The organism is Fischerella major NIES-592 (assembly GCF_001904645.1).
GTDB lineage: Bacteria > Cyanobacteriota > Cyanobacteriia > Cyanobacteriales > Nostocaceae > Fischerella > Fischerella thermalis.
In genome coordinates, this window is the sequence record NZ_MRCA01000010.1 from 114946 (window position 1) to 133527 (window position 18582).

Annotated in this window: 16 protein-coding genes; 8 read left to right on the forward strand and 8 right to left on the reverse strand. The window is 40.4% G+C overall.

Annotated elements, in window-relative coordinates; all coding sequences use genetic code 11:
- Window positions 1-12: 12 nt before the first annotated feature.
- Complete coding sequence (locus tag NIES592_RS17445) at window positions 13-2007, reverse strand: sensor histidine kinase (protein ID WP_073556420.1); 1995 nt, start codon at window positions 2005-2007, stop codon at window positions 13-15.
- 291 nt (window positions 2008-2298) lie between these two features.
- Between NIES592_RS17445 and NIES592_RS17455 the strand changes: the two genes are divergently transcribed.
- The 3 genes from NIES592_RS17455 to NIES592_RS17465 all read left to right on the forward strand — a co-directional run bounded on the left by NIES592_RS17455 (window position 2299) and on the right by NIES592_RS17465 (window position 4894).
- Window positions 2299-2982 (forward strand): RibD family protein, encoded by a 684-nt coding sequence (locus tag NIES592_RS17455; protein WP_073556421.1) that lies wholly within the window; start codon window positions 2299-2301, stop codon window positions 2980-2982.
- A 246-nt stretch (window positions 2983-3228) separates the two neighbouring features.
- On the forward strand, window positions 3229-4410 hold the full coding sequence (locus NIES592_RS17460; RefSeq protein ID WP_073556422.1) for a GNAT family N-acetyltransferase: 1182 nt from the start codon (window positions 3229-3231) through the stop codon (window positions 4408-4410).
- Between the two features lie 100 nt (window positions 4411-4510).
- Window positions 4511-4894, forward strand: a complete 384-nt coding sequence (locus NIES592_RS17465; RefSeq protein ID WP_009457998.1) for a DUF4346 domain-containing protein — start codon at window positions 4511-4513, stop codon at window positions 4892-4894.
- Between the two features lie 69 nt (window positions 4895-4963).
- Here the strand turns inward: NIES592_RS17465 and psb32 are convergent, their stop codons facing one another.
- Complete coding sequence (gene psb32 / locus NIES592_RS17470) at window positions 4964-5728, reverse strand: photosystem II repair protein Psb32 (protein ID WP_062245310.1); 765 nt, start codon at window positions 5726-5728, stop codon at window positions 4964-4966.
- Window positions 5729-6795: 1067 nt separating this feature from the next.
- On the opposite strand from psb32, the gene NIES592_RS17475 reads away from it, so the two are divergent.
- Together NIES592_RS17475 and NIES592_RS17480 are read left to right on the forward strand one after the other, a co-directional pair.
- Window positions 6796-7896: a hybrid sensor histidine kinase/response regulator gene (locus NIES592_RS17475; RefSeq protein ID WP_062245307.1), complete on the forward strand. Its 1101-nt coding sequence runs from the start codon at window positions 6796-6798 to the stop codon at window positions 7894-7896.
- 501 nt (window positions 7897-8397) lie between these two features.
- The gene (locus tag NIES592_RS17480; RefSeq protein ID WP_073556423.1) at window positions 8398-9783 is read left to right on the forward strand and encodes an aldehyde dehydrogenase; all 1386 of its coding nucleotides are present in this window, start codon (window positions 8398-8400) and stop codon (window positions 9781-9783) included.
- A gap of 3 nt (window positions 9784-9786) precedes the next feature.
- On the opposite strand, the gene NIES592_RS17485 is transcribed toward NIES592_RS17480, so the two are convergent.
- The 4 genes from NIES592_RS17485 to NIES592_RS17500 form a co-directional block, all read right to left on the reverse strand.
- On the reverse strand, window positions 9787-10326 hold the full coding sequence (locus NIES592_RS17485) for a GAF domain-containing protein (RefSeq protein WP_009457990.1): 540 nt from the start codon (window positions 10324-10326) through the stop codon (window positions 9787-9789).
- Between the two features lie 295 nt (window positions 10327-10621).
- The gene (locus tag NIES592_RS17490) at window positions 10622-11218 is read right to left on the reverse strand and encodes a sulfite oxidase-like oxidoreductase (RefSeq protein ID WP_062245298.1); all 597 of its coding nucleotides are present in this window, start codon (window positions 11216-11218) and stop codon (window positions 10622-10624) included.
- A 130-nt stretch (window positions 11219-11348) separates the two neighbouring features.
- On the reverse strand, window positions 11349-11525 hold the full coding sequence (gene rpmF, locus NIES592_RS17495) for a 50S ribosomal protein L32 (protein ID WP_009457986.1): 177 nt from the start codon (window positions 11523-11525) through the stop codon (window positions 11349-11351).
- 195 nt (window positions 11526-11720) lie between these two features.
- Window positions 11721-12161 carry a hypothetical protein gene (locus tag NIES592_RS17500; protein ID WP_073556424.1) on the reverse strand — a complete coding sequence of 147 codons (441 nt, stop codon included), beginning with the start codon at window positions 12159-12161 and terminating at the stop codon, window positions 11721-11723.
- 338 nt (window positions 12162-12499) lie between these two features.
- Here NIES592_RS17500 and NIES592_RS17505 point away from each other — a divergent pair, with 338 nt between their 5' ends.
- Window positions 12500-14344 carry a caspase family protein gene (locus tag NIES592_RS17505; RefSeq protein WP_073556425.1) on the forward strand — a complete coding sequence of 615 codons (1845 nt, stop codon included), beginning with the start codon at window positions 12500-12502 and terminating at the stop codon, window positions 14342-14344.
- A gap of 67 nt (window positions 14345-14411) precedes the next feature.
- Here NIES592_RS17505 and NIES592_RS17510 read toward each other — a convergent pair whose 3' ends face one another.
- Entirely contained in the window at window positions 14412-14789 is a 378-nt protein-coding gene (locus NIES592_RS17510) for a Mo-dependent nitrogenase C-terminal domain-containing protein (protein ID WP_062245288.1), read from the reverse strand.
- A gap of 489 nt (window positions 14790-15278) precedes the next feature.
- Here NIES592_RS17510 and NIES592_RS17515 point away from each other — a divergent pair, with 489 nt between their 5' ends.
- Together NIES592_RS17515 and NIES592_RS25320 are read left to right on the forward strand one after the other, a co-directional pair.
- Entirely contained in the window at window positions 15279-16481 is a 1203-nt protein-coding gene (locus NIES592_RS17515; protein ID WP_073556426.1) for an anion transporter, read from the forward strand.
- A complete protein-coding gene (locus tag NIES592_RS25320; RefSeq protein ID WP_178379576.1) occupies window positions 16469-16606 on the forward strand; it encodes a hypothetical protein in 138 nt (45 codons plus the stop codon). The genes NIES592_RS17515 and NIES592_RS25320 overlap by 13 nt, the downstream gene beginning before the upstream one ends.
- 154 nt (window positions 16607-16760) lie before the next feature.
- Here NIES592_RS25320 and NIES592_RS17520 read toward each other — a convergent pair whose 3' ends face one another.
- Complete coding sequence (locus NIES592_RS17520; RefSeq protein ID WP_073556427.1) at window positions 16761-18533, reverse strand: ribonuclease J; 1773 nt, start codon at window positions 18531-18533, stop codon at window positions 16761-16763.
- Window positions 18534-18582 lie beyond the last annotated feature (49 nt).

Consider the following 18582-nt stretch of genomic DNA (forward strand, 5'->3'; position numbering starts at 1 on the left):
CTCCCACTCTCCTCATACCAAGTTGCGGTCAAGCGTAACACTTTTGGCAATGGGGAGATGGGGTGAAATTCTCTCCCCATCAGGAAACTCCCCATCTTCCGATACCTCAGTTACTATTTTTGAATGCAACTGAGTACCATCTTCTGTGTTCTCCTGATGGGTATCTATCAAAGGTAAAATAATTTTCACTGTTGTACCTTGATTGATACCTTTACTTTCAAGGGTGATCTTACCTCCCATCAGTTCAATTAAGTTGCGTGAAATAGCCAATCCCAGTCCTGTACCACCAAATTTGCGCGTAGTACCATCATCCACCATGACAAACGGGCGAAATAACTTTTGTTGCTGGGCGGGATCAATGCCCACACCTGTATCTTGAACAGTAACAATCACCTGGGATTTACCATCAATTTCTTGAATTTCTGTTGTGATTGTAATGCTGCCCTCATCAGTAAATTTAGTAGCATTACCGAGAATATTAATTAATACCTGCTTCAGTTTGGCTGAATCAGCATTCACCACTATCAACTCGCTCATCTGTTGAGGAATATTTAACTGCAAGCCTTTTTGTTGAATATTCACAGATTGCAAATTGATGACCTCTTTGAGTAATTTTTGCAGGTCAATTGGTTCTAAAGATACAGAGAGTTTACCAGCTTCTATTTTGGAAATATCAAGCAGTTCATTAATAATACCTAGTAAGTGAATTGCTGTGTCATCAGCACGCTTGAGGAACTCGAGTTCTTCTTCTCGGTCATCACACAAGTCATCTCGAACTAGGCGAATACAATTAATAATAATGTGTAATGGATTTCTCAATTCATGAGAAGTTGCTGCCAAAAACTGACTTTTACTCTGGTTAGCGGTTTTTGCTTCTTTCCAAGCTATTTCTACTTCTTCTGCCCAAGCTTTGAGACGTTCTAGCATCTGATCCAATGCTTGAGCCAGTTGATTGAATTCTCGGATTTTTAAGTTGCGCGGGACTGGTACTGTACTATGGTGACTGTGGAGATTCAGAGCATAGTCGCGCAATTCTTCTACAGGAAGAGCCAAGCAACGAGCTAAATATAAAGCTGCCAAAACACTGGCACCAATTAAGCCAAATGTCAAAACAATCAAAATTAGTTTGATTTGTCCTAAATCATACAAAGCATTGTCCAGACTAGTAACCGCTAAAATCACCCACTTTTGCTGTTTTCCTTGGATGATTGGACTGTCAATCGCAGTGTAACCAGCGAGTAATTCTTCTCCCTCTTTATCAAAAAATAAATGCAGAGTATCTTGCTTACCAGCAATGGCATTTTTCACGATCATTTGCAGACGTGAAGCATCTATATGCTGGGCAATATTAGTACCAATTCGACTAGCAATTGGATGTGCTAAAATTATTCCATTTTCGGCAATAACTACTGTTGATCCTGTCAGTAAGCCAGGTTTATTTTTGATTTTTTCGCGTAGAACCGTTGATTTGAAGACTAAATTGTAGCGCCATTGACCAGCAAGATCATAAACTGGTGCTGATAATAGTAACTTTAGTTTACTTTGTTCATCTTTATTTCCGGTAGTGTTCAATTTTGGTGATAATAACTTTACTTCTAATTCCTGATCAGAAAAAGAAGAATTTAATTGACTTATTGGTTCTTTACCGCACGTACTAGCACTAATCGTATCGCGATTAGAATCTACTAATTGTATGCATTCAATTTGCCGTGGTTGCTGTTGTGCTAGCTGATGCAAAAACTCTTCTATTTGGGGAAGTGTACCTGATTGAATTACCTGGGTTTTAGTAGCACTGAGCAAATTTGCTTTTAAAGCAGCGAATGTATCTGCAATCTTTTCTCCCTTGAGAACGGCACTTGCGGTTAAATTTTGACGGGCAGTTTCTAGCAGACTATAACGTGCTTTTTGATAGGCAACTATTTCACCTATCAATAATACTGGAACAGACAGGAGCAAAATCTTTGATACTAAAATCCTTCTAAAGGAGGATTGACGCTGCTTAGCCATCGGCACTCTCACTTGGCATTTGCAAACCACAACAGCAACCAAATGCAATTAGATTAACTAATATTATTAAGCAATGAATATTGGTTGTTGCCAAAAATTTTAAACCATCATATGACTGGATAGCAAAAAAATACATCTTACACAAACACTGAAAGCAACTAGTTGTGATTGCAACTTTAATTTTATGCAAATAAAGCAGTGAAATTAGTTGTAAACAGGAATGTGCCAGTATCATTATTTTTGAGAATCAAAAGTCAAAAATATTAGAGAAAAAATATACAAAAAAAATCAATGATCAAATATCGACCTTATACTACGGTGGTTTTAGCCATGAGTGCAGATGGCAAGATAGCTGATGTTATGCGATCGCCTGCTCGCTTTGGCTCCAATAGCGATAAAGCACATCTAGAAAGCAAAATCGCTGCTGCTGATGCAGTCTTATTTGGTGCTGATACTCTCCGCGCTTACGGCACAACACTGACAGTAACGAATCCACAACTGCTGCAAAATCGAACACAAGGGGGTAAACCCCTTCAACCAGTACAGATAGTAATTACACACACTGCCAACCTAAATCCGGAAATTCGCTTTTTTCAGCAGTCGATTAAACGTTGGTTGCTCACCACAACCACAGGGGCGGTTTTTTGGCATAAACGACCTGAATTTGAGCAGATTTTGGTATTTGAAACAGAAGAGGGAAAAATTGACATTGCAGCAGCCCTAGAGCATCTAGCAAAATTAGGTGTAGCACGATTAGCAATACTAGGTGGTGGTGAATTAGTCGCCTCTATGGTGGAATTAGATTTAATAGATGAACTCTGGCTGACCATTTGTCCCTTAATTTTAGGTGGTACTGGTGCGCCTACACCTGTAGGAGGCAAAGGATTTTCACCAAAATTAGCTCCCCAGCTAAAACTTCTAGAAGTTAATACTGTAGGACAAGAGGTTTTTCTTCATTATCAAGTTGTTCGTTAGTTAATGGTTGATAGTTGGTTGTTGGTAGTTAGTAGTTAGTGGTTAGTGGTTAGTGGTTAGTGGTTATTCCCACACTCCTCACACCCCACCCTTACGGGAAGCCGCTACGCGTCTACACACTCCTCACACCCCACCCTTACGGGAAGCCGCTACGCGTCTACACACCCCTCACACCCCATCTCCCCACCCCCAATCCCTCATCAATAGTTGTAAGATAATTATTAATTTTTGTATCGGAAGCTCGCGATGGTGGAACAACTAAAGCCTCGCTACTCTGTTGCTTGGATCAATAAAATTGCCGAAGTTCCCCAATCGATTTGGGATGCTTTAGCACTACCACTGACAACCCCATTTTTAGAGTGGAACTGGCTGAACAATTTGGAAACTTCAGGTAGCGCTACAGCTAAAACCGGTTGGTTACCTAATCACCTCACCTTGTGGCGAGACAGAACACTCATTGCTGCTGCTCCACTTTACTTAAAGGGACACAGTTATGGCGAATTTGTGTTTGATCACCAATGGGCTGATTTGGCGCAACGTATAGGTGTAGAATATTACCCAAAAATGTTGGGTATGTCACCGTTTACCCCTGCGGAAGGTTATCGATTTTTAATTGCGCCTGGGGAAGATGAAGATGAGATTACAGCAATTATGGTGCATGAAATTGATGCTTTTTGCTCAAAACATCGTATTTCTGGTTGCCATTTTCTCTATGTAGATCCCCAATGGCGTCCTGTTTTAGAACGCTGCGGTTTTACTGCTTGGCTGCATCATAGCTATATTTGGCAGAATCTTAGCTTTCAAACTTTTGATGATTATCTAGCAGTATTTAACGCTAACCAGCGCCGCAATATCAAGCGAGAACGCAAAGCGGTAGAGAAGGCTGGTTTGCGACTACAACCTTTGTGTGGAGAAGAAATTCCCAAGTCTTTATTTGGGTTAATGTACGAGTTTTATGCAGATACTTGCGATAAATTTGGCTGGTGGGGTAGTAAATATCTAACCAAGCGGTTTTTTGAGCAGCTACATGATAATTATCGCGATCGCGTTTTATTTTTCGCTGCATATAACGAACAAAATCAGCATCAACCAATGGGGATGTCTTTTTGTTTGTTCAAGGGCGATAGGATGTATGGGCGCTACTGGGGTAGCTTTCAAGAAATAGATTGTCTACATTTTAATGCTTGTTATTATGCCCCAATTGAATGGGCGATCGCTAACGGTATCCAAATTTTTGACCCTGGTGCAGGCGGACGCCACAAAAAACGCCGTGGTTTTCCAGCAATGGCAAACTATAGTTTGCATCGTTTTTACAACAATCGTTTGCGACAAATTTTGTGTTCTTACATCGCTGAAGTAAATGAACTCGAACAAGAAGAAATTGAAGCAATCAATGCAGAATTACCATTTTCTCAAAAATATAATTGAAGCCTAAAATTCTCAAATAACAGACTACTTAGAGGAAGATAAGAACTAAACTTGAGAAAGGGTAAAAAATCCTTGAGTCAAGTTTAGTTTTACGATACCTATGGGTTTGAAATTGGAAGATTTAGCGCAAATAGATGATAAACTTTCTCAGCGTCATATTGATCTTGATCCTGGTGGATATTTCATTATTTACTTAGAGCGAGAAACAGGGCTGATTTGTGCCAAGCATTTCACTAATGTAATTGATGAGCATGGTTTAGCAGTAGATCCAGAAACGGGAAAAGTAATTCCGGCACGAGGAAAAGTAGAACGAACTCACACAACAGTATTTACAGGGAGGACAGCAAAAGAATTATGTGTGCAAATATTTGAACAAACAAAGCCCTGTCCCGTGACTCAGCTAAACCATGCAGCTTATTTAGGTCGAGAATTTGTTCGTGCTGAGATTGCTTTGGTGACAGGACAAGAGTATGTTCAAGATTAGTTGGAATTTGTTAGTAGTTGGTAGTTAGTAGATAGTAGTTAATCACCACTAACCACTAACCACTAACCACTAACCATTACCATCAGAAGATGATGGTTGGACAGCTAGGTAAATGTAATAAGTCGCCATTGGGATGACAGTGGCAGCAATTAAAAGCCCCACTACCCAGGCGATCGCATTGCCTTTATCGGCTGCTTCTGTTTTCCCAAAGGTGCCTTCTACCTGCACTTTTTCCACTATTTGGGGTGGACCAGGATCCGGTTCACCAGAAAGTACAGCGACTAAGCGATCGCTAGCATCTAAAAATGCTTGATTATATTTGTCACCATCTCGCAAAGGTGCCATTAGGGTTTCATCTGCCACACTTTTGGCAATTTCGTCTGTCAGTAAAGACTTGACGCGATCGCCACTGATAATAGCAGCACCGTTAGTAACGGTATCAATCATTAATAAGGTTTGATTGGCTTGTGCTTCTGTTGTCGGAAACCATTTTTCAAATAATGCTTTCGTAAAGCTTTCCGGGGTTTCACCATAATCTAAACGACGTACGGTAACAAATCTGACTTCATTTCCAGTTTTCTTGGCTAAATCCTCTAAGGCACTACTAATTTTGCCTTCATTTACACGACTAAGGACTTCAGCTTGGTCTACAACCCAAGTATTGGGCGTGAAATTGGGCATTTCATATACACCTGTAGCAAAAGCTGGTGTAGCAAAAAATGCAGAAACCATAAGCAGAAGGCAGAAGGTAGAAATTCTCAATCCTTCTGATTTTGACATTATCCATTGGATATGTTTTTTCCAATTCAATAATTGGCAGAGGAGCTGTTTCATTGGAGTAATGTATGTATAAAGACGGGCTTTCACCAAAAATACTACATAACTATAGGACAAGTCTCATCTTTTGCCAGAGTCTTTAGCAGTTAGTAGTTATCAGTTATCTGGGAAAACACCACACCAATTGCTGTCAGGCTTTATGGGTAATGAGTCTGACCGCTTCCCCTTTAACCAAACCTCTCTATTTTCCTAAAGTTTGCCAAGACAAATGCGATCGCTTTGATTATTTTTACCCATAAAACCTGATTTAGTCACATATTGTATGACTTTTCAACTTGATTGTATTCATTTTCTGGGTGTGCGATCACTGCCGTTAGATCACAACTTGCTATCGTTCAATCACAAGATGATGTCGTTAGATCGCAACTTGCTGCTATTAAGAATACAGTTTGAGTCAGAATAAGATTGACCGCCAATCTAAGCTAAAATAAACTTCAGCATTGCATGAGGATTGTTAAATTACCCAAAAAATCCTTGAGCTAATGCCTTAGGGTTATGCGATTGAAAATCATTACGTTATGTTGCTTTACCAATATTAAAAAGTATGCAATTTATATCTTCAATTAAAGTTGAGTGAGTGGCTACATATAATCAAGTAAAGATAAACATTTCGATGCAAATTTATGGGCAGCAAAATTATCTTGTTCTCAAAGCTGTGTATAAATATTGGTCAGATGCCAGTTCATATAGGTAGGACAAATAGCTGGTAAACTACTAATTACTTGACTTTATATTAATATGTGGTTTTTGTTTCCTCTTCATTTGTTATAAATAGATAGACGTGGCCAAAAATATAATTTTATGTGAGCATAAATGATAGTTGTTTATTGCTTGATAAAAAACAGTAATTAGTATTTTTATTTTATGGACTTGATTTCTAACAATTTCTTGCATCAGCATACAAAAATATTTGCATTTTCGTGATTCATTGGCAAAATCATTTTATTATCGATCTATAAAAGTAATAAGAGAGCAAGTGAGAAAAAAGTAGTAAATTATAGATATCATTAATACTAATAAATTATTAAATATTAATTCAACATTACTCAAATTCCTAAAGGCCAATGATTACGCAATCTTGTAACTCAGACAATATTCTGGTAGTTGATGATTCACCTGATAACGTGTTTTTAATCAAAACCATTTTAGAAGAAGAAGGCTACACAGTTACTACAGCAGAAAATGGTGTTTCTGCATTGGCAAAAATTTCTGAAGCTAATTTTGATTTAGTGTTGCTAGATCTGATGATGCCAGGGATGGATGGTTATGAAGTAACTAAGCGGATGAGAGAAAATAGGAGTTTGCCATTTATCCCGATTTTACTGATTACAGCCCACGATTCACCCAATGTCGCCCAAGGTTTAGATTTAGGTGCTGATGATTTTATCCGTAAACCTGTGACAGTGGATGAGTTATTAGCAAGAGTGCGATCACTGCTGCGATTAAAGCATAGTATAGATGAAAGAGATGAAATTGCGCGCCAAAGAGAAGATTTTGTTTCTCGTCTCACCCACGACTTACGCACACCTCTAGTTGCAGCAGAACGAATGCTGACACTGCTTTCGGAAGGTGCGCTAGGGAGTTTATCAGCACCGATGCAGGAAGTGATCACCATCATGGCTCGTAGTAATACTAACCTGCTAGCGATGGTGAATACCTTATTGGAAGTATATCGTTTTGAAGCAGGTCGCAAAACCCTAGCCTTTCAACCAGTTAATTTAGAGCAATTACTCAAAGAAGTTGCAGGCGAACTAACTCCTTTGGCTCAAGCCAAGCAACTGGCAATAAATTTAGATATTGATCAGGATTCTAGTAAAAGTACAATTGTAGGCGATCGCTTAGAACTACATCGCCTATTCACCAACTTGATCGGTAACGCCATCAAGTTTACCGATAAAGGTTTTGTCACCATAAGTCTTGTACCAATTACCAGTAATGATGGCAGTATTACGATCAAAATAGCAGATACAGGACCTGGTATTCCTCCTGAAGAACAAGCAACTTTATTTGAACGATTTCGCCAAGGTAGTCACAAACGTTCTGGTAGTGGTTTAGGACTGTATCTTTCTCGCCGAATAGTAGAAGCACACAAAGGAAGTATTGAAGTAAGTTCAGAGGTAGGAAAAGGCAGCATATTTATTGTTAATTTACCCATCAAACAGTAATTTTATAATTTACATTTGATGTGAATTCGAGGTGCAAAAGATTTATTTTTTAGAAACCAAACACCGATGCACACGGATAACTTATCTGTGTTCATCTGTGTTCATCTGTGTTCGATATTCACCGATTTTTTTGTAGCTTGAATTCATCTCATCGTCCGATAATGTTTGGGAAGACGAACACCGATACACACCGATGCACACGGATAACTTATCTGTGTTCATCTGTGTTCATCTGTGTTCAATATTCACCGATTTTTTTGTAGCTTGAATTCATCTCATCGTCCGATAATGTTTGGGAAGACGAACACCGATACACACCGATGCACGCTGATGGATGCAGATAAATTACTCGTTAACAACAGCAGTGAATACACATTAGATATAAGTTATCCATTAAATTGAGATACATCTATTTATAACCAAAATGTATTAAAATTTACGAATGTGGGGATTTTCCCGTTATACTCATTTAAATTAAAATATATTTATTTGAGAGATTAAATGATTTCTGAAACGTCAATTCATGAAATTCTTGATCAACAACGAGTTTTTTTTCAATCTGGTAAAACTCAATCACTATCTTTTCGTATTTTCCAACTCAAACTTTTACAACAAAGCGTTAAGGAAAACGAAACAGTAATTTGTCAGGCTTTAAAAGCAGATTTAAATAAACCAGAATTTGAGGCTTTTTCTTCAGAAATAATATTAGTTATCAAAGAAATTGAATATTGTATCAAAAATCTTAAAAACTGGACTAAGCCTCAAAAAGCAAAAGTCCCTTGGCAATTACTTCCTGCTTCAGCAAAAATTTATCCAGAACCGTTAGGAGTTGTTTTAATTATTGGTAGTTGGAACTATCCTTTTCAGTTAGTAATCACACCATTGATCGGAGCGATCGCTGCTGGAAATTGTACTATTATTAAACCATCAGAATTAGCTCCGCATACATCCAGTGTTATTTCTAAGCTCATAGCTAAATATTTCCAGCCAGAATACATTACAGTTATTGAAGGAGGTGTGGAAACAAGTCAAAAATTATTGTCAGAAAAGTTTGATCACATATTTTTCACTGGCGGTACTGCTGTAGCTAAAATTATTATGGAAGCCGCAGCCAAAAATCTTACACCTGTGACCTTAGAATTGGGTGGCAAAAATCCTTGTATTGTTGATACAGATATTCATATTACACATACTGCTAGACGCATTACTTGGGGTAAGTTTATTAATGCTGGACAAACTTGCTTGGCACCAGATTATTTATTAGTACATACTAACATTAAAAAAAATTTAATATGTGCAGTTCAAAAATGTATCCAAGACTTTTATGGCAATAACCCTGCCATCAGTCCTGATTATGGCAGAATTATCAATCAAAAACAATTTGATAGAATCATAAGTCTTTTAAAGGGAAATAAAATTATTTTTGGTGGAGAGACAAACAGAGAACAACTTTATATTGCTCCTACATTAATAGAGAATGTTTCCTTGACAGATTCTATTATGCAAGAGGAAATTTTTGGGCCAGTTTTACCAATTATCGAATACACAGATATATCAGAAGCGATCGCTTTGATCAATTCCCTACCTAAAGCTTTAGCTTTATACTTATTTTCTAATAATAAAAATCTTCAACAAAGAGTTTTACAGACAACTTCATCAGGGACTGTGTGTCTCAATGAAACAGTCATGCATATTGGAGTCTCATCCTTACCATTTGGTGGCGTAGGTGATAGCGGTATCGGCAGTTATCACGGTAAATTTAGTTTTGACACATTTTCTCACTATAAAAGTGTATTACACAATCCCTTTTGGTTGGATTTAAAATGGCGATATGCTCCCTACACAAAGGGTAAATTATCTTTTTTAAAAAGATTGATTGGATACTAGTCCTTAACTCTCCCGAATACAAGGCGCTGCTGCTAGAACTTGCGCCTCTGTTTGCATCAGTTCAATATCTGATGACAACCACTGACGAGGTGCTTGACAGTGGTGAGCCACTAATAGTCCCCATAATCCTTTGGGAGTCAAGACTGGTACAACCAGGTTGGCGCGAACCTGCAATTGGCGCAGAAAATCTCGGTGACAAGTAGCAATTGCTTCTGATTCAATATCGGGGATTGCGCGTACCCGTCCTGCCAAATACATGGCAGCATACTCATCATTAAAACAATCATCAGGCCCTGTTGAACCTAAGATAGAAAATTCTTCAGAACTCAAGGCTTCAAATGTTACTTGTCCTTGCCATTGATAGTAAAAGTAATACAAAACCACGCGATCCACTTGCAACGTTTCTCTGAGACGGTTTGTTGTTTGTATGACTAAAGCGTCTCGTTCCATTGTTCCGATCAGGCGTTCAAGCACTTTTTGCAAACCGCGATCGCGATGCGCTGTGACACTAGGATTAAATTCTGGGTTGGGATGACTTTGCACTGGTCTGCAATAACGACTGATTGACAGTTATCCTTCCATGCTACACATGGCAGGTGATTCTCTTAACTTACCGTTATAAATTCCTGACTCGACAAGATGTTTTAAATTTTTAAGAATCTATCTAAGTACCATTTCACAAAATTATTGATACAAATTCTCTCCCTTATCCTCTTTGTCGCCCTTGTCCCTCTGGCTGCCAAATGCATCAAACTTATAGTGAAATGGGATAAGTAGCCGTCATGAGGTGCGAACCTCACCCCCTCCCTTCTCTTGACTGGGTGAGGTTTTCAAATCATTAAAAATTACTATAACGCTCCTCTGCCCAAGGTTCCCCTCTATGGTGATAACCATTGCGTTCCCAAAAGCCCAATTCTTCATTTTGGAGAAATTCTAAGCCATTTATCCACTTAGCGCTTTTCCAAGCATAAAGGTGAGGAACTACCAGTCGCATTGGTCCACCGTGTTCTGCTGGTAATGGTTCACCAAATAATTTAAAAGCAAAGAAATTTTCTTCTTTGAGAAAATCTTCCATAGAAATATTAGTGGTGTAACCGCCGTAACAGTGTTCCATCACATAGACTGCTTTGGGATCAACTTCAATTTGCTTCATGAAGTCTGTCACCTTAATACCAGTCCATTTAACATCGAGTTTAGACCAACGGGTTACACAGTGGAAGTCAGCAGTGAACTCGTGCTGGGGTAACGCCATGAAATCTGACCAAGTAAAAGACTTGGGTGTCACCAAACCCCATACCCGAAATTCCCATTCATCTGTGTTGACTTGGGGAGTATCACCATAGGTTAAGACAGGAAAACCCTTAGTCAAATATTGACCGGGTGGAACCCGTTCTTTTTCTTCCTGCGCCGGTTTATGAAAAAAATTTCCTAGCATGGCTACCAGAAAAATAGGTCTTCTGAAGACACTTTAATTTTGATATGAGTATTTGGTAATCGGTCATAGGTAATGGGTAATAGATAATGTATTGTCTCAATTACCAATTACCAATTACCAGTTAGCAGTTTTATGATTCCTCTTCTTCCTCTTCTTCCGCAGACGGGTAGACAAAGGTAGAGCGTCCAGTCAAAATCGACTTACCAAGGGAGAGAGCTTTTTGTGCTTCCAGGCTAGCTTTACGTCTCCAGGTAGCTCGACGCTTATCACGTTTGGATTTAGATGTTTTCTTCTTTGGAACAGCCATATTAGCGGATAACGCAATTTTTGACAACCTTATTATTCTAAGCCATCAAGGCATAATTGGTTGTTGGTTGTTAGTAGTTAGTAGTTAGTAGTTGGTTATTTACTAATTACCTCACCCCTCACACTCCTCACACTCCTCACACTCCCCCCACCTCCCCACCTCCCCATCCTCCCCACCTCCCCATTACCCCCCCTCCTAGTTCCCAGCTTGATTATTCGTTGCAGGAGCAGGGGTTGTGAAGTTGTCTCCAAAATATAGAAGCGATCGCGCTGTTTTGAAGTATTTTGCCCAGCGTCGTGGATCGGGACGCTGACGCCACTGGGGGCGAGTCACTGCTAATTCTAAAACTGGTGCGATCGCTCCATTGTTTTGTACGGAGACAAATATGGAAACATCTGTTACTAAGATATCTTGATCAAAACTACGTTGAGCAGCCGCTCTGGCAGCGGCTTCTGCTCTTTGCAGTAGGGTTTCGTAGTTTTCTTCTGGTAAGCGATCAATAAACAGGTCTACTCTGGCGGTGTAAGCTCGCACAATTTCGGGTGCGAGCGCGCCCATTGTCAGCCAAATCGGAACCGCAGTACCCAGCAAAACTACTGCCTGAGCTATCCGGATTCTCTTAGCAATTAATGGCATAAGTTGAATAAGTCTCCCAGGAATAATTCTATTTCCAAAGAGAATTCTGCATGATGACTGATGACTGTAACTCTTCATAACCTGTATACTCCTGACTATGAAAATTTTTGGTGAATCCAAGCACAGTATAATTTCGGTTAAGCAAGTAAGAAAAAATACATTTTTGTATTCTGTGTCTAAATGAAAATCAACCGGAATTGGGAATTCTGAACAGCGAACTCCCAACTCGCAATTGTTTTAGTCACCCAGACTATCAATAAAACACTAGGTTAGCTTTGTTTTTTCAGCAAAGACAACCGCGATTTTAAGTAAGCAAAACATAACCGGCAGAAAGTGCGATGGCAAATAACTGGGCGATCGCTATTGGCGTAAATCAATATCAATTCTTTCAACCGTTAGGATGTGCTCAAGCCGATGCCGAGGCGTTAAAAGATTTCTTGGTAGTAGAAGCAGGTTTTTTACAACAACAGTGTCTCTTAATGACAGACACTTCACCACCTCTCGGTGATAGATCTACTTATCCCACCAAGGAAAACATTCTGCTTTTATTAGAAGATTTAGCTGCGGCATGTTGGCAGCCCCAAGACAGACTGTGGTTTTTCTTTAGTGGTTATGGCATCAATCACAACGGACAAGATTACCTGATGCCTATAGAAGCAAACCCTGCTCACATTGAAGAAACTGGCATAGAATTGCGGGCGTTAATGCAAAATCTGCAACTTGCTAGGCTTGACACATTGATATTGCTGGACATCAACCGTGCTTATGCTAGTCAGGCTAATACTCTCATTGGTCAAGAAGCAATTGAATTAGCACAAGAATTACAAATTCCTACTATTATTTCTTGCCAACCAGAACAATTTTCTCACGAAAGTACCGAACTCGGTCATGGATTCTTTACAGCAGCAGTATTGGAAGCTTTGCGTTCTGGCAATGGCAAGACTTTGGATGATTTAGAAAGATACTTGAGTCTGCGCACTCCAGAACTATGTCAACACTACTGGCGTCCAACGCAAAATCCTGTTACTATCATTCCCTCCAGGCAACAAGGAATCTTACCGACATCACAAACAAATCATCGCATCAAAAATACAACTGCCCTCAGTTCTAAAGAAATCTTAGCTGCTGCTGTGCCCACACCTTCGCTGCATTCTAATTCCCATCAATTAACAGCACATACCACTACCTGGAATGGAGTGGGGGAAGTAGGGGGAATGGAGGAAGAAATTTCCAATTATTCATCACTTTCACCCCCAGCAACAACAAACTACTCACAAGCAAAACAAATAGCCACAGCCAGCACCTCTATTTGGAAACCACTGCTGTGGTGGGGTGTAAGTACAATGATGGTTATTGGCTTGCTGGCAGTGGTTTTTCTTCGCAATCAGGCAGGTTTTAGAGCTGTAGAGATTTCCCCAGCTGCCACTAAAACTGCTACTGATGACAGTGACACAGAAATTCTGCCTGTACTACCAGAGGTTGCTAGAAATAACAAGATTGTCAAGATTTTGCCAACTGTTCCACCACCTCTACAAAATAATCAAATCAAACCACCGACTGTTCCTCTATCAGAATCAGCTAAGCGTCAGCAAGCGCTGTCGGACTTAGCGAAAATGTCACTGCAACCGAATCAAGCAAGCCATCTCAGCTTGGCGATCGCTAAAGCAAAAAAAATCAAACCTGGAACTCAAGGTTACGAACAAGCACAAACAAATATTAAAATTTGGAGTGGCATGATCTTAGACTTAGCTAAAAATCGTGCCAAACAGAGAAAGTATGCTACAGCTGTAGCTGCTGCTGAGTTAATTAATCAAGATCAGCCAAATTATCCACAAGCACAAGCAGCAATTCAACAGTGGCGTCAACAAGCCAAGCAATATGTGGCTAACACAACCCTTTTAGATGCTGCAAATGGCTTAATTCAGCCAGGACAAGCTTCTACTTACAACCGTGCGATCGAAGTCGCTAAGAAAGTTTCACCAGGAGAACCAGGTTCCGATCAAGCGCGAAAATCTATAAATAAGTGGAGCGAAATTATTTTGCAACTGGCTATGCGCCGTGCTTCTAGAGGAGAAACCAAAGCAGCAATTGCGACGGCTTCTTTAGTGCCAGAGGGAACATCAGCCTATAACAAGGCTCAGCAAGCCATTGAAAAGTGGCACAACAGAAAGCCGCAAAAGTGAGGTAAGGAGGACGCGGGAGACATGGGGGGGAATAAACACCAATTCCCAATCCCCGATCTCCGATTCCCTAGCAATACTGGGAAACATCCTCGCCGCATTCATCGGCTAGATAGCAAAGCGCTCGGAAACGTAAGCTCATAACTTCTTCGTATAAGGGGTTCAGCTTACACATTGGTGGGATGTGAAATAAGGTTTTACCAAATAGCTTAACATCGCGCTCAAAGGGACATTGAGCAGGAATTAGATGACACAAGCGATGTGCGAATTGGCGATCGCTTACTTTAACGTGGTCTAGCCACCGACGTAGAGGCTGGAGAATATCCAAATCAGGTTTAGAGGCTGGATGATGTGAGTGAATAGCGCTGGTATTGCTGGCTTCGGTTGGAGTTAGTGCTACCCAGCTAGCCAAAAAAATCTTTTTTGTGGTATTGTCAAATACCTTCATTACCTACTCCTCTTTTTGCTTGAGGGTCTTCACCACTTCGATGAAGATATACAATGTAACAATTGCATTTCCCGGAAAATTCTTGTCCCGACACACATGCTACTCGCTATTTCAGTAGTCACTTTGCTCAGAACTGTTCTAACTACGTCAAGTTAATCTCAATTTCCTGGGGATCGGAAGTGGGATTGTGATATTTTCTTAATAACTTGACATAGTTAAAATTTTAATAAATCATCTGTCTAAAGACAGATATTAATGTAGCATTTACGAAGTTTTTTTGCAGAAAATTTCTCACTAGAATTTTGCCCAAGTACATGTCTAGTGTGAAAGAAGACTTAGCATCCAGAAATGACTTTTTTGTCATCAGTTGCGATGCTTTTCACGCCGCACTGACTGGGGTTATGAGTCTTCTGGTCGCTGTTTATCGTTTTTTGACCCTGATTCAACAATTGTGCATTCCTAATTCAGAATTAGGATAACCAGCAAAAGATGCTAACACATATATTGAAATTTGCCACCTATATTTTTTTAGGGTTGACCTATTTAGGGTTAGCATTAGGCTACCTGCCTGGTTTACGCATGAATCGTGCTGCGATCGCCTTGGCAGGTTCTGCCTTTTTAATTGCTTTGGGTGTAGTAAATTTGCAGGAGGCTTGGCAAGCAATTGATCCCACCACGATTGTGTTTTTGTTGAGCATGATGGTGGTAAACGCTAACTTAACCTACGCAGGATTTTTCCCTGAAGCATTGTCGCTGCTTTTACGTTTTACTCGCAGTCCTTTAGGGATATTGATCGCTTTAACCTTTGGTAGTGGTATTCTTTCCGCTTTTTTTTTGAATGATACCTTGGCGCTAATTTTTACACCACTTGTCTTGAGCCTTACTCAAGCTTTGAGATTGAATCCCATACCCTACTTATTAGCGATCGCAGGTGCAACAAACATTGGTTCTGTCGCTACCTTGAGCGGTAATCCTCAAAACATCCTGATTGGCTCCTTTTCAGGTATCCATTACTTGGATTTTATGAGGGTGATGACTCCAATTGCTGTAACAGGGTTAGCAATTCAAGTAATTCTACTGTGTTTACTTTACCCAAATGTACGCTCAATTGTCCCCTGCGAACACTTACCCACAGGGAAAAAGCGCATCTTTAGACCTTTGTATAACAAAACCTTAATAATAACCACCGGATTGTTAATCGCTTTTGCTGTTGGTTTACCTTTAGCAGAGTCAGCTTTAGTAGCTGCTAGCTTATTACTTATCACTAGGCGAGTCAAACCACAACGCATTCTGCAAAAAGTAGATTGGAATCTATTGGTGATGTTCTCTGGACTATTTATATTGACTAAAGCGGCTCAAAAACTGAATTTACTACAACCCTTCACCTATGCAGTGAACTCTGCTGCTAGTTTACTGGGAGTGACAGCTATTTTGTCGAACTTAATTTCTAATGTTCCTGCGGTACTTCTGTTACATCCCCTGATTGCGAAAGATGATACCCAATCTTGGCTGTTGCTAGCAGCAGCATCAACTTTGGCAGGTAATTTGACTTTGTTTGGTGCAGTCGCCAACTTGATTGTCGTAGAAGCGACTGCGGAGTTGGGTTATAAGTTAACCTTTTGGGAGCATCTACGTTTTGGTGTGCCGGTGACGGTGTTAACTTTACTTGTGGTTTATTTGTGGATTCACTAGGTTTCTGGCAAAAAGTTTATAGCGATCGCTTAGGTCGCACAGGAGAGGGGGTATTTGGACTAACTGAAGACTTAGAAAATTATCCTGAATTTCTTGAGCGTGTTGGCAACAGTTCGGAACTATAAGATACCGCCCTCTAAGTTTGATTAATAAAAATCGAACACAGATACACACAGATACACACAGATGGATTATCCGTGTGTATTTATGTGTCTGTTGGTGTTCGCTTACTCAAAAGCAATTTAGAATTTTGCCAACAGATAGGCGATTTTCAATTTCCTACGATGCTACCTGAGCAGCTGTGCGAGTCCGCCGTCTTCTACCATCGGCAACTTTTACAGGCGGTTCATCAGGAATTTGCATCAGCAATGTCAGTGATGGTTGACATTGCAATTCACGACGAATGGAACGTGCTAGTTCCCGTTCTAATACTTCTTGCAATCCACCCCAGTCTACTTCTGGTTGATCACTCTCGAAACCTTGGGCAAATTCTGACCAACGCACACTGAGGATTTCTTCAATTCGCTGTTTTACCCATTTTTGGAGGAGCGATCGCTCGATACTTGTGACTACACCGCGTAGGTGAATTTCTGGTTTTACCATCAGTTTGCCAGTCCAATCTATTGCTGCGGCAATGGTAACAATACCTTCTTCTGCCATTTTCTGCCGTTCTTGCAAGACTTTGGCGCTGACCATACCAGAACTAGAAGTATCCACTAGTTCTAAACCAGATGGGACTTTTCCGACAGCACGAATTGATTCTTCTGTCAACTCTACAATATCACCATTCTGGATAATCACCATGTTCTCGGCAGGAAGACCCATACTCTGGGCTGTTTCGGCGTGCTTCACCAACATCCGATGTTCACCATGAACTGGTAAGAAGAACTTGGGACGAGTTAAGGCTAGCATGAGTTTTTGGTCTTCTTGACAACCGTGACCGGAAACGTGAATGCCTTTTTCCCGCCCGTAGACTACATTTGCGCCCTGCATCATCAATTTATCGATGACGTTGACAACAGCGATCGTATTCCCAGGAATCGGGTTGGCAGAAAATACGACTGTGTCCCCTGGACGAATTTTGATATGGGGGTGTTCTTTGTTAGCAATGCGTGTCATGGCTGACATCGGTTCGCCTTGAGAACCTGTTGTCAGAATCAAGACGTTTTCATCGGGCAGATTGCGGATGGAATTTAAAGGCTGAAGCAAGTCGTCGTTACACTTGATATAACCCAGATTGCGGGCATGGGCAATCAAATTCAGCATCGAACGTCCAACGACTGTAACGACACGGTTATGCTTCTGTGCTAACTGCAAAATTATGTTGATGCGGTGGACGCTAGAAGCAAAGGTTGTCACAAACAGTCGTCCTGGTGCTTGGGAAAAAACCCGATCTAGATTAGGAAAAACTGAGCTTTCTGAAGGCGTGAATCCAGGTACCTCAGAATTAGTCGAATCACTCATCAAACACAGAACGCCTTTTTCCCCATGTTCGGCTAAGCGTTGGATATCAAACCGTTCACCATCTACGGGTGTGTGGTCAAATTTAAAGTCTCCTGTGTGGATCAGGACACCGAGGGGGGTATGGATAGCAACGGTGAAACTGTCAGCAATGGAGTGGGTGTTGCGAATATATTCCACAAAAAAGTGTTTACCAATTCGCACGACGTCGCGGGGAAGGACACTTCTTAATTCTGTGCGATCGCGTACTCCTGCTTCTTCCAATTTACCCTCTAGCATGGCCATGGCTAAGCGAGGGCCATAAATCACAGGAATTTCAAATTGTTTCAGGTGAAAGGCTATACCACCGATATGGTCTTCATGACCGTGGGTAACAATCATGCCTTTGATTTTATGGCGATTTTCCCGCACGTAGGTCATGTCTGGCAGAACAATATTGACTCCGTGCATTCCATCTGTGGGAAATGCCAAACCTGCATCTAAGAGGACAATTTCATCTTCGTACTCAAAAACGCAAGTGTTTTTACCAATTTCATGTAAGCCACCCAATGGAATAATTTTGAGGGCGGAATTAGTTTGGTTTTTAGTCATTTTCTCCTGAGATTATTTTGTCGTTAGAATATGAGAATTTATCGGTCTT

Coding starts and splice junctions, on each gene's coding strand:
- NIES592_RS17445 (WP_073556420.1), bottom strand. CDS start 2,007: ATGGCTAAGCAGCGTCAATCCTCCTTTAGAAGGATTTTAGTATCAAAG.
- NIES592_RS17455 (WP_073556421.1), top strand. CDS start 2,299: ATGATCAAATATCGACCTTATACTACGGTGGTTTTAGCCATGAGTGCA.
- NIES592_RS17460 (WP_073556422.1), top strand. CDS start 3,229: ATGGTGGAACAACTAAAGCCTCGCTACTCTGTTGCTTGGATCAATAAA.
- NIES592_RS17465 (WP_009457998.1), top strand. CDS start 4,511: ATGGGTTTGAAATTGGAAGATTTAGCGCAAATAGATGATAAACTTTCT.
- psb32 (WP_062245310.1), bottom strand. CDS start 5,728: ATGAAACAGCTCCTCTGCCAATTATTGAATTGGAAAAAACATATCCAA.
- NIES592_RS17475 (WP_062245307.1), top strand. CDS start 6,796: ATGATTACGCAATCTTGTAACTCAGACAATATTCTGGTAGTTGATGAT.
- NIES592_RS17480 (WP_073556423.1), top strand. CDS start 8,398: ATGATTTCTGAAACGTCAATTCATGAAATTCTTGATCAACAACGAGTT.
- NIES592_RS17490 (WP_062245298.1), bottom strand. CDS start 11,218: ATGCTAGGAAATTTTTTTCATAAACCGGCGCAGGAAGAAAAAGAACGG.
- rpmF (WP_009457986.1), bottom strand. CDS start 11,525: ATGGCTGTTCCAAAGAAGAAAACATCTAAATCCAAACGTGATAAGCGT.
- NIES592_RS17500 (WP_073556424.1), bottom strand. CDS start 12,161: ATGCCATTAATTGCTAAGAGAATCCGGATAGCTCAGGCAGTAGTTTTG.
- NIES592_RS17505 (WP_073556425.1), top strand. CDS start 12,500: ATGGCAAATAACTGGGCGATCGCTATTGGCGTAAATCAATATCAATTC.
- NIES592_RS17510 (WP_062245288.1), bottom strand. CDS start 14,789: ATGAAGGTATTTGACAATACCACAAAAAAGATTTTTTTGGCTAGCTGG.
- NIES592_RS17515 (WP_073556426.1), top strand. CDS start 15,279: ATGCTAACACATATATTGAAATTTGCCACCTATATTTTTTTAGGGTTG.
- NIES592_RS17520 (WP_073556427.1), bottom strand. CDS start 18,533: ATGACTAAAAACCAAACTAATTCCGCCCTCAAAATTATTCCATTGGGT.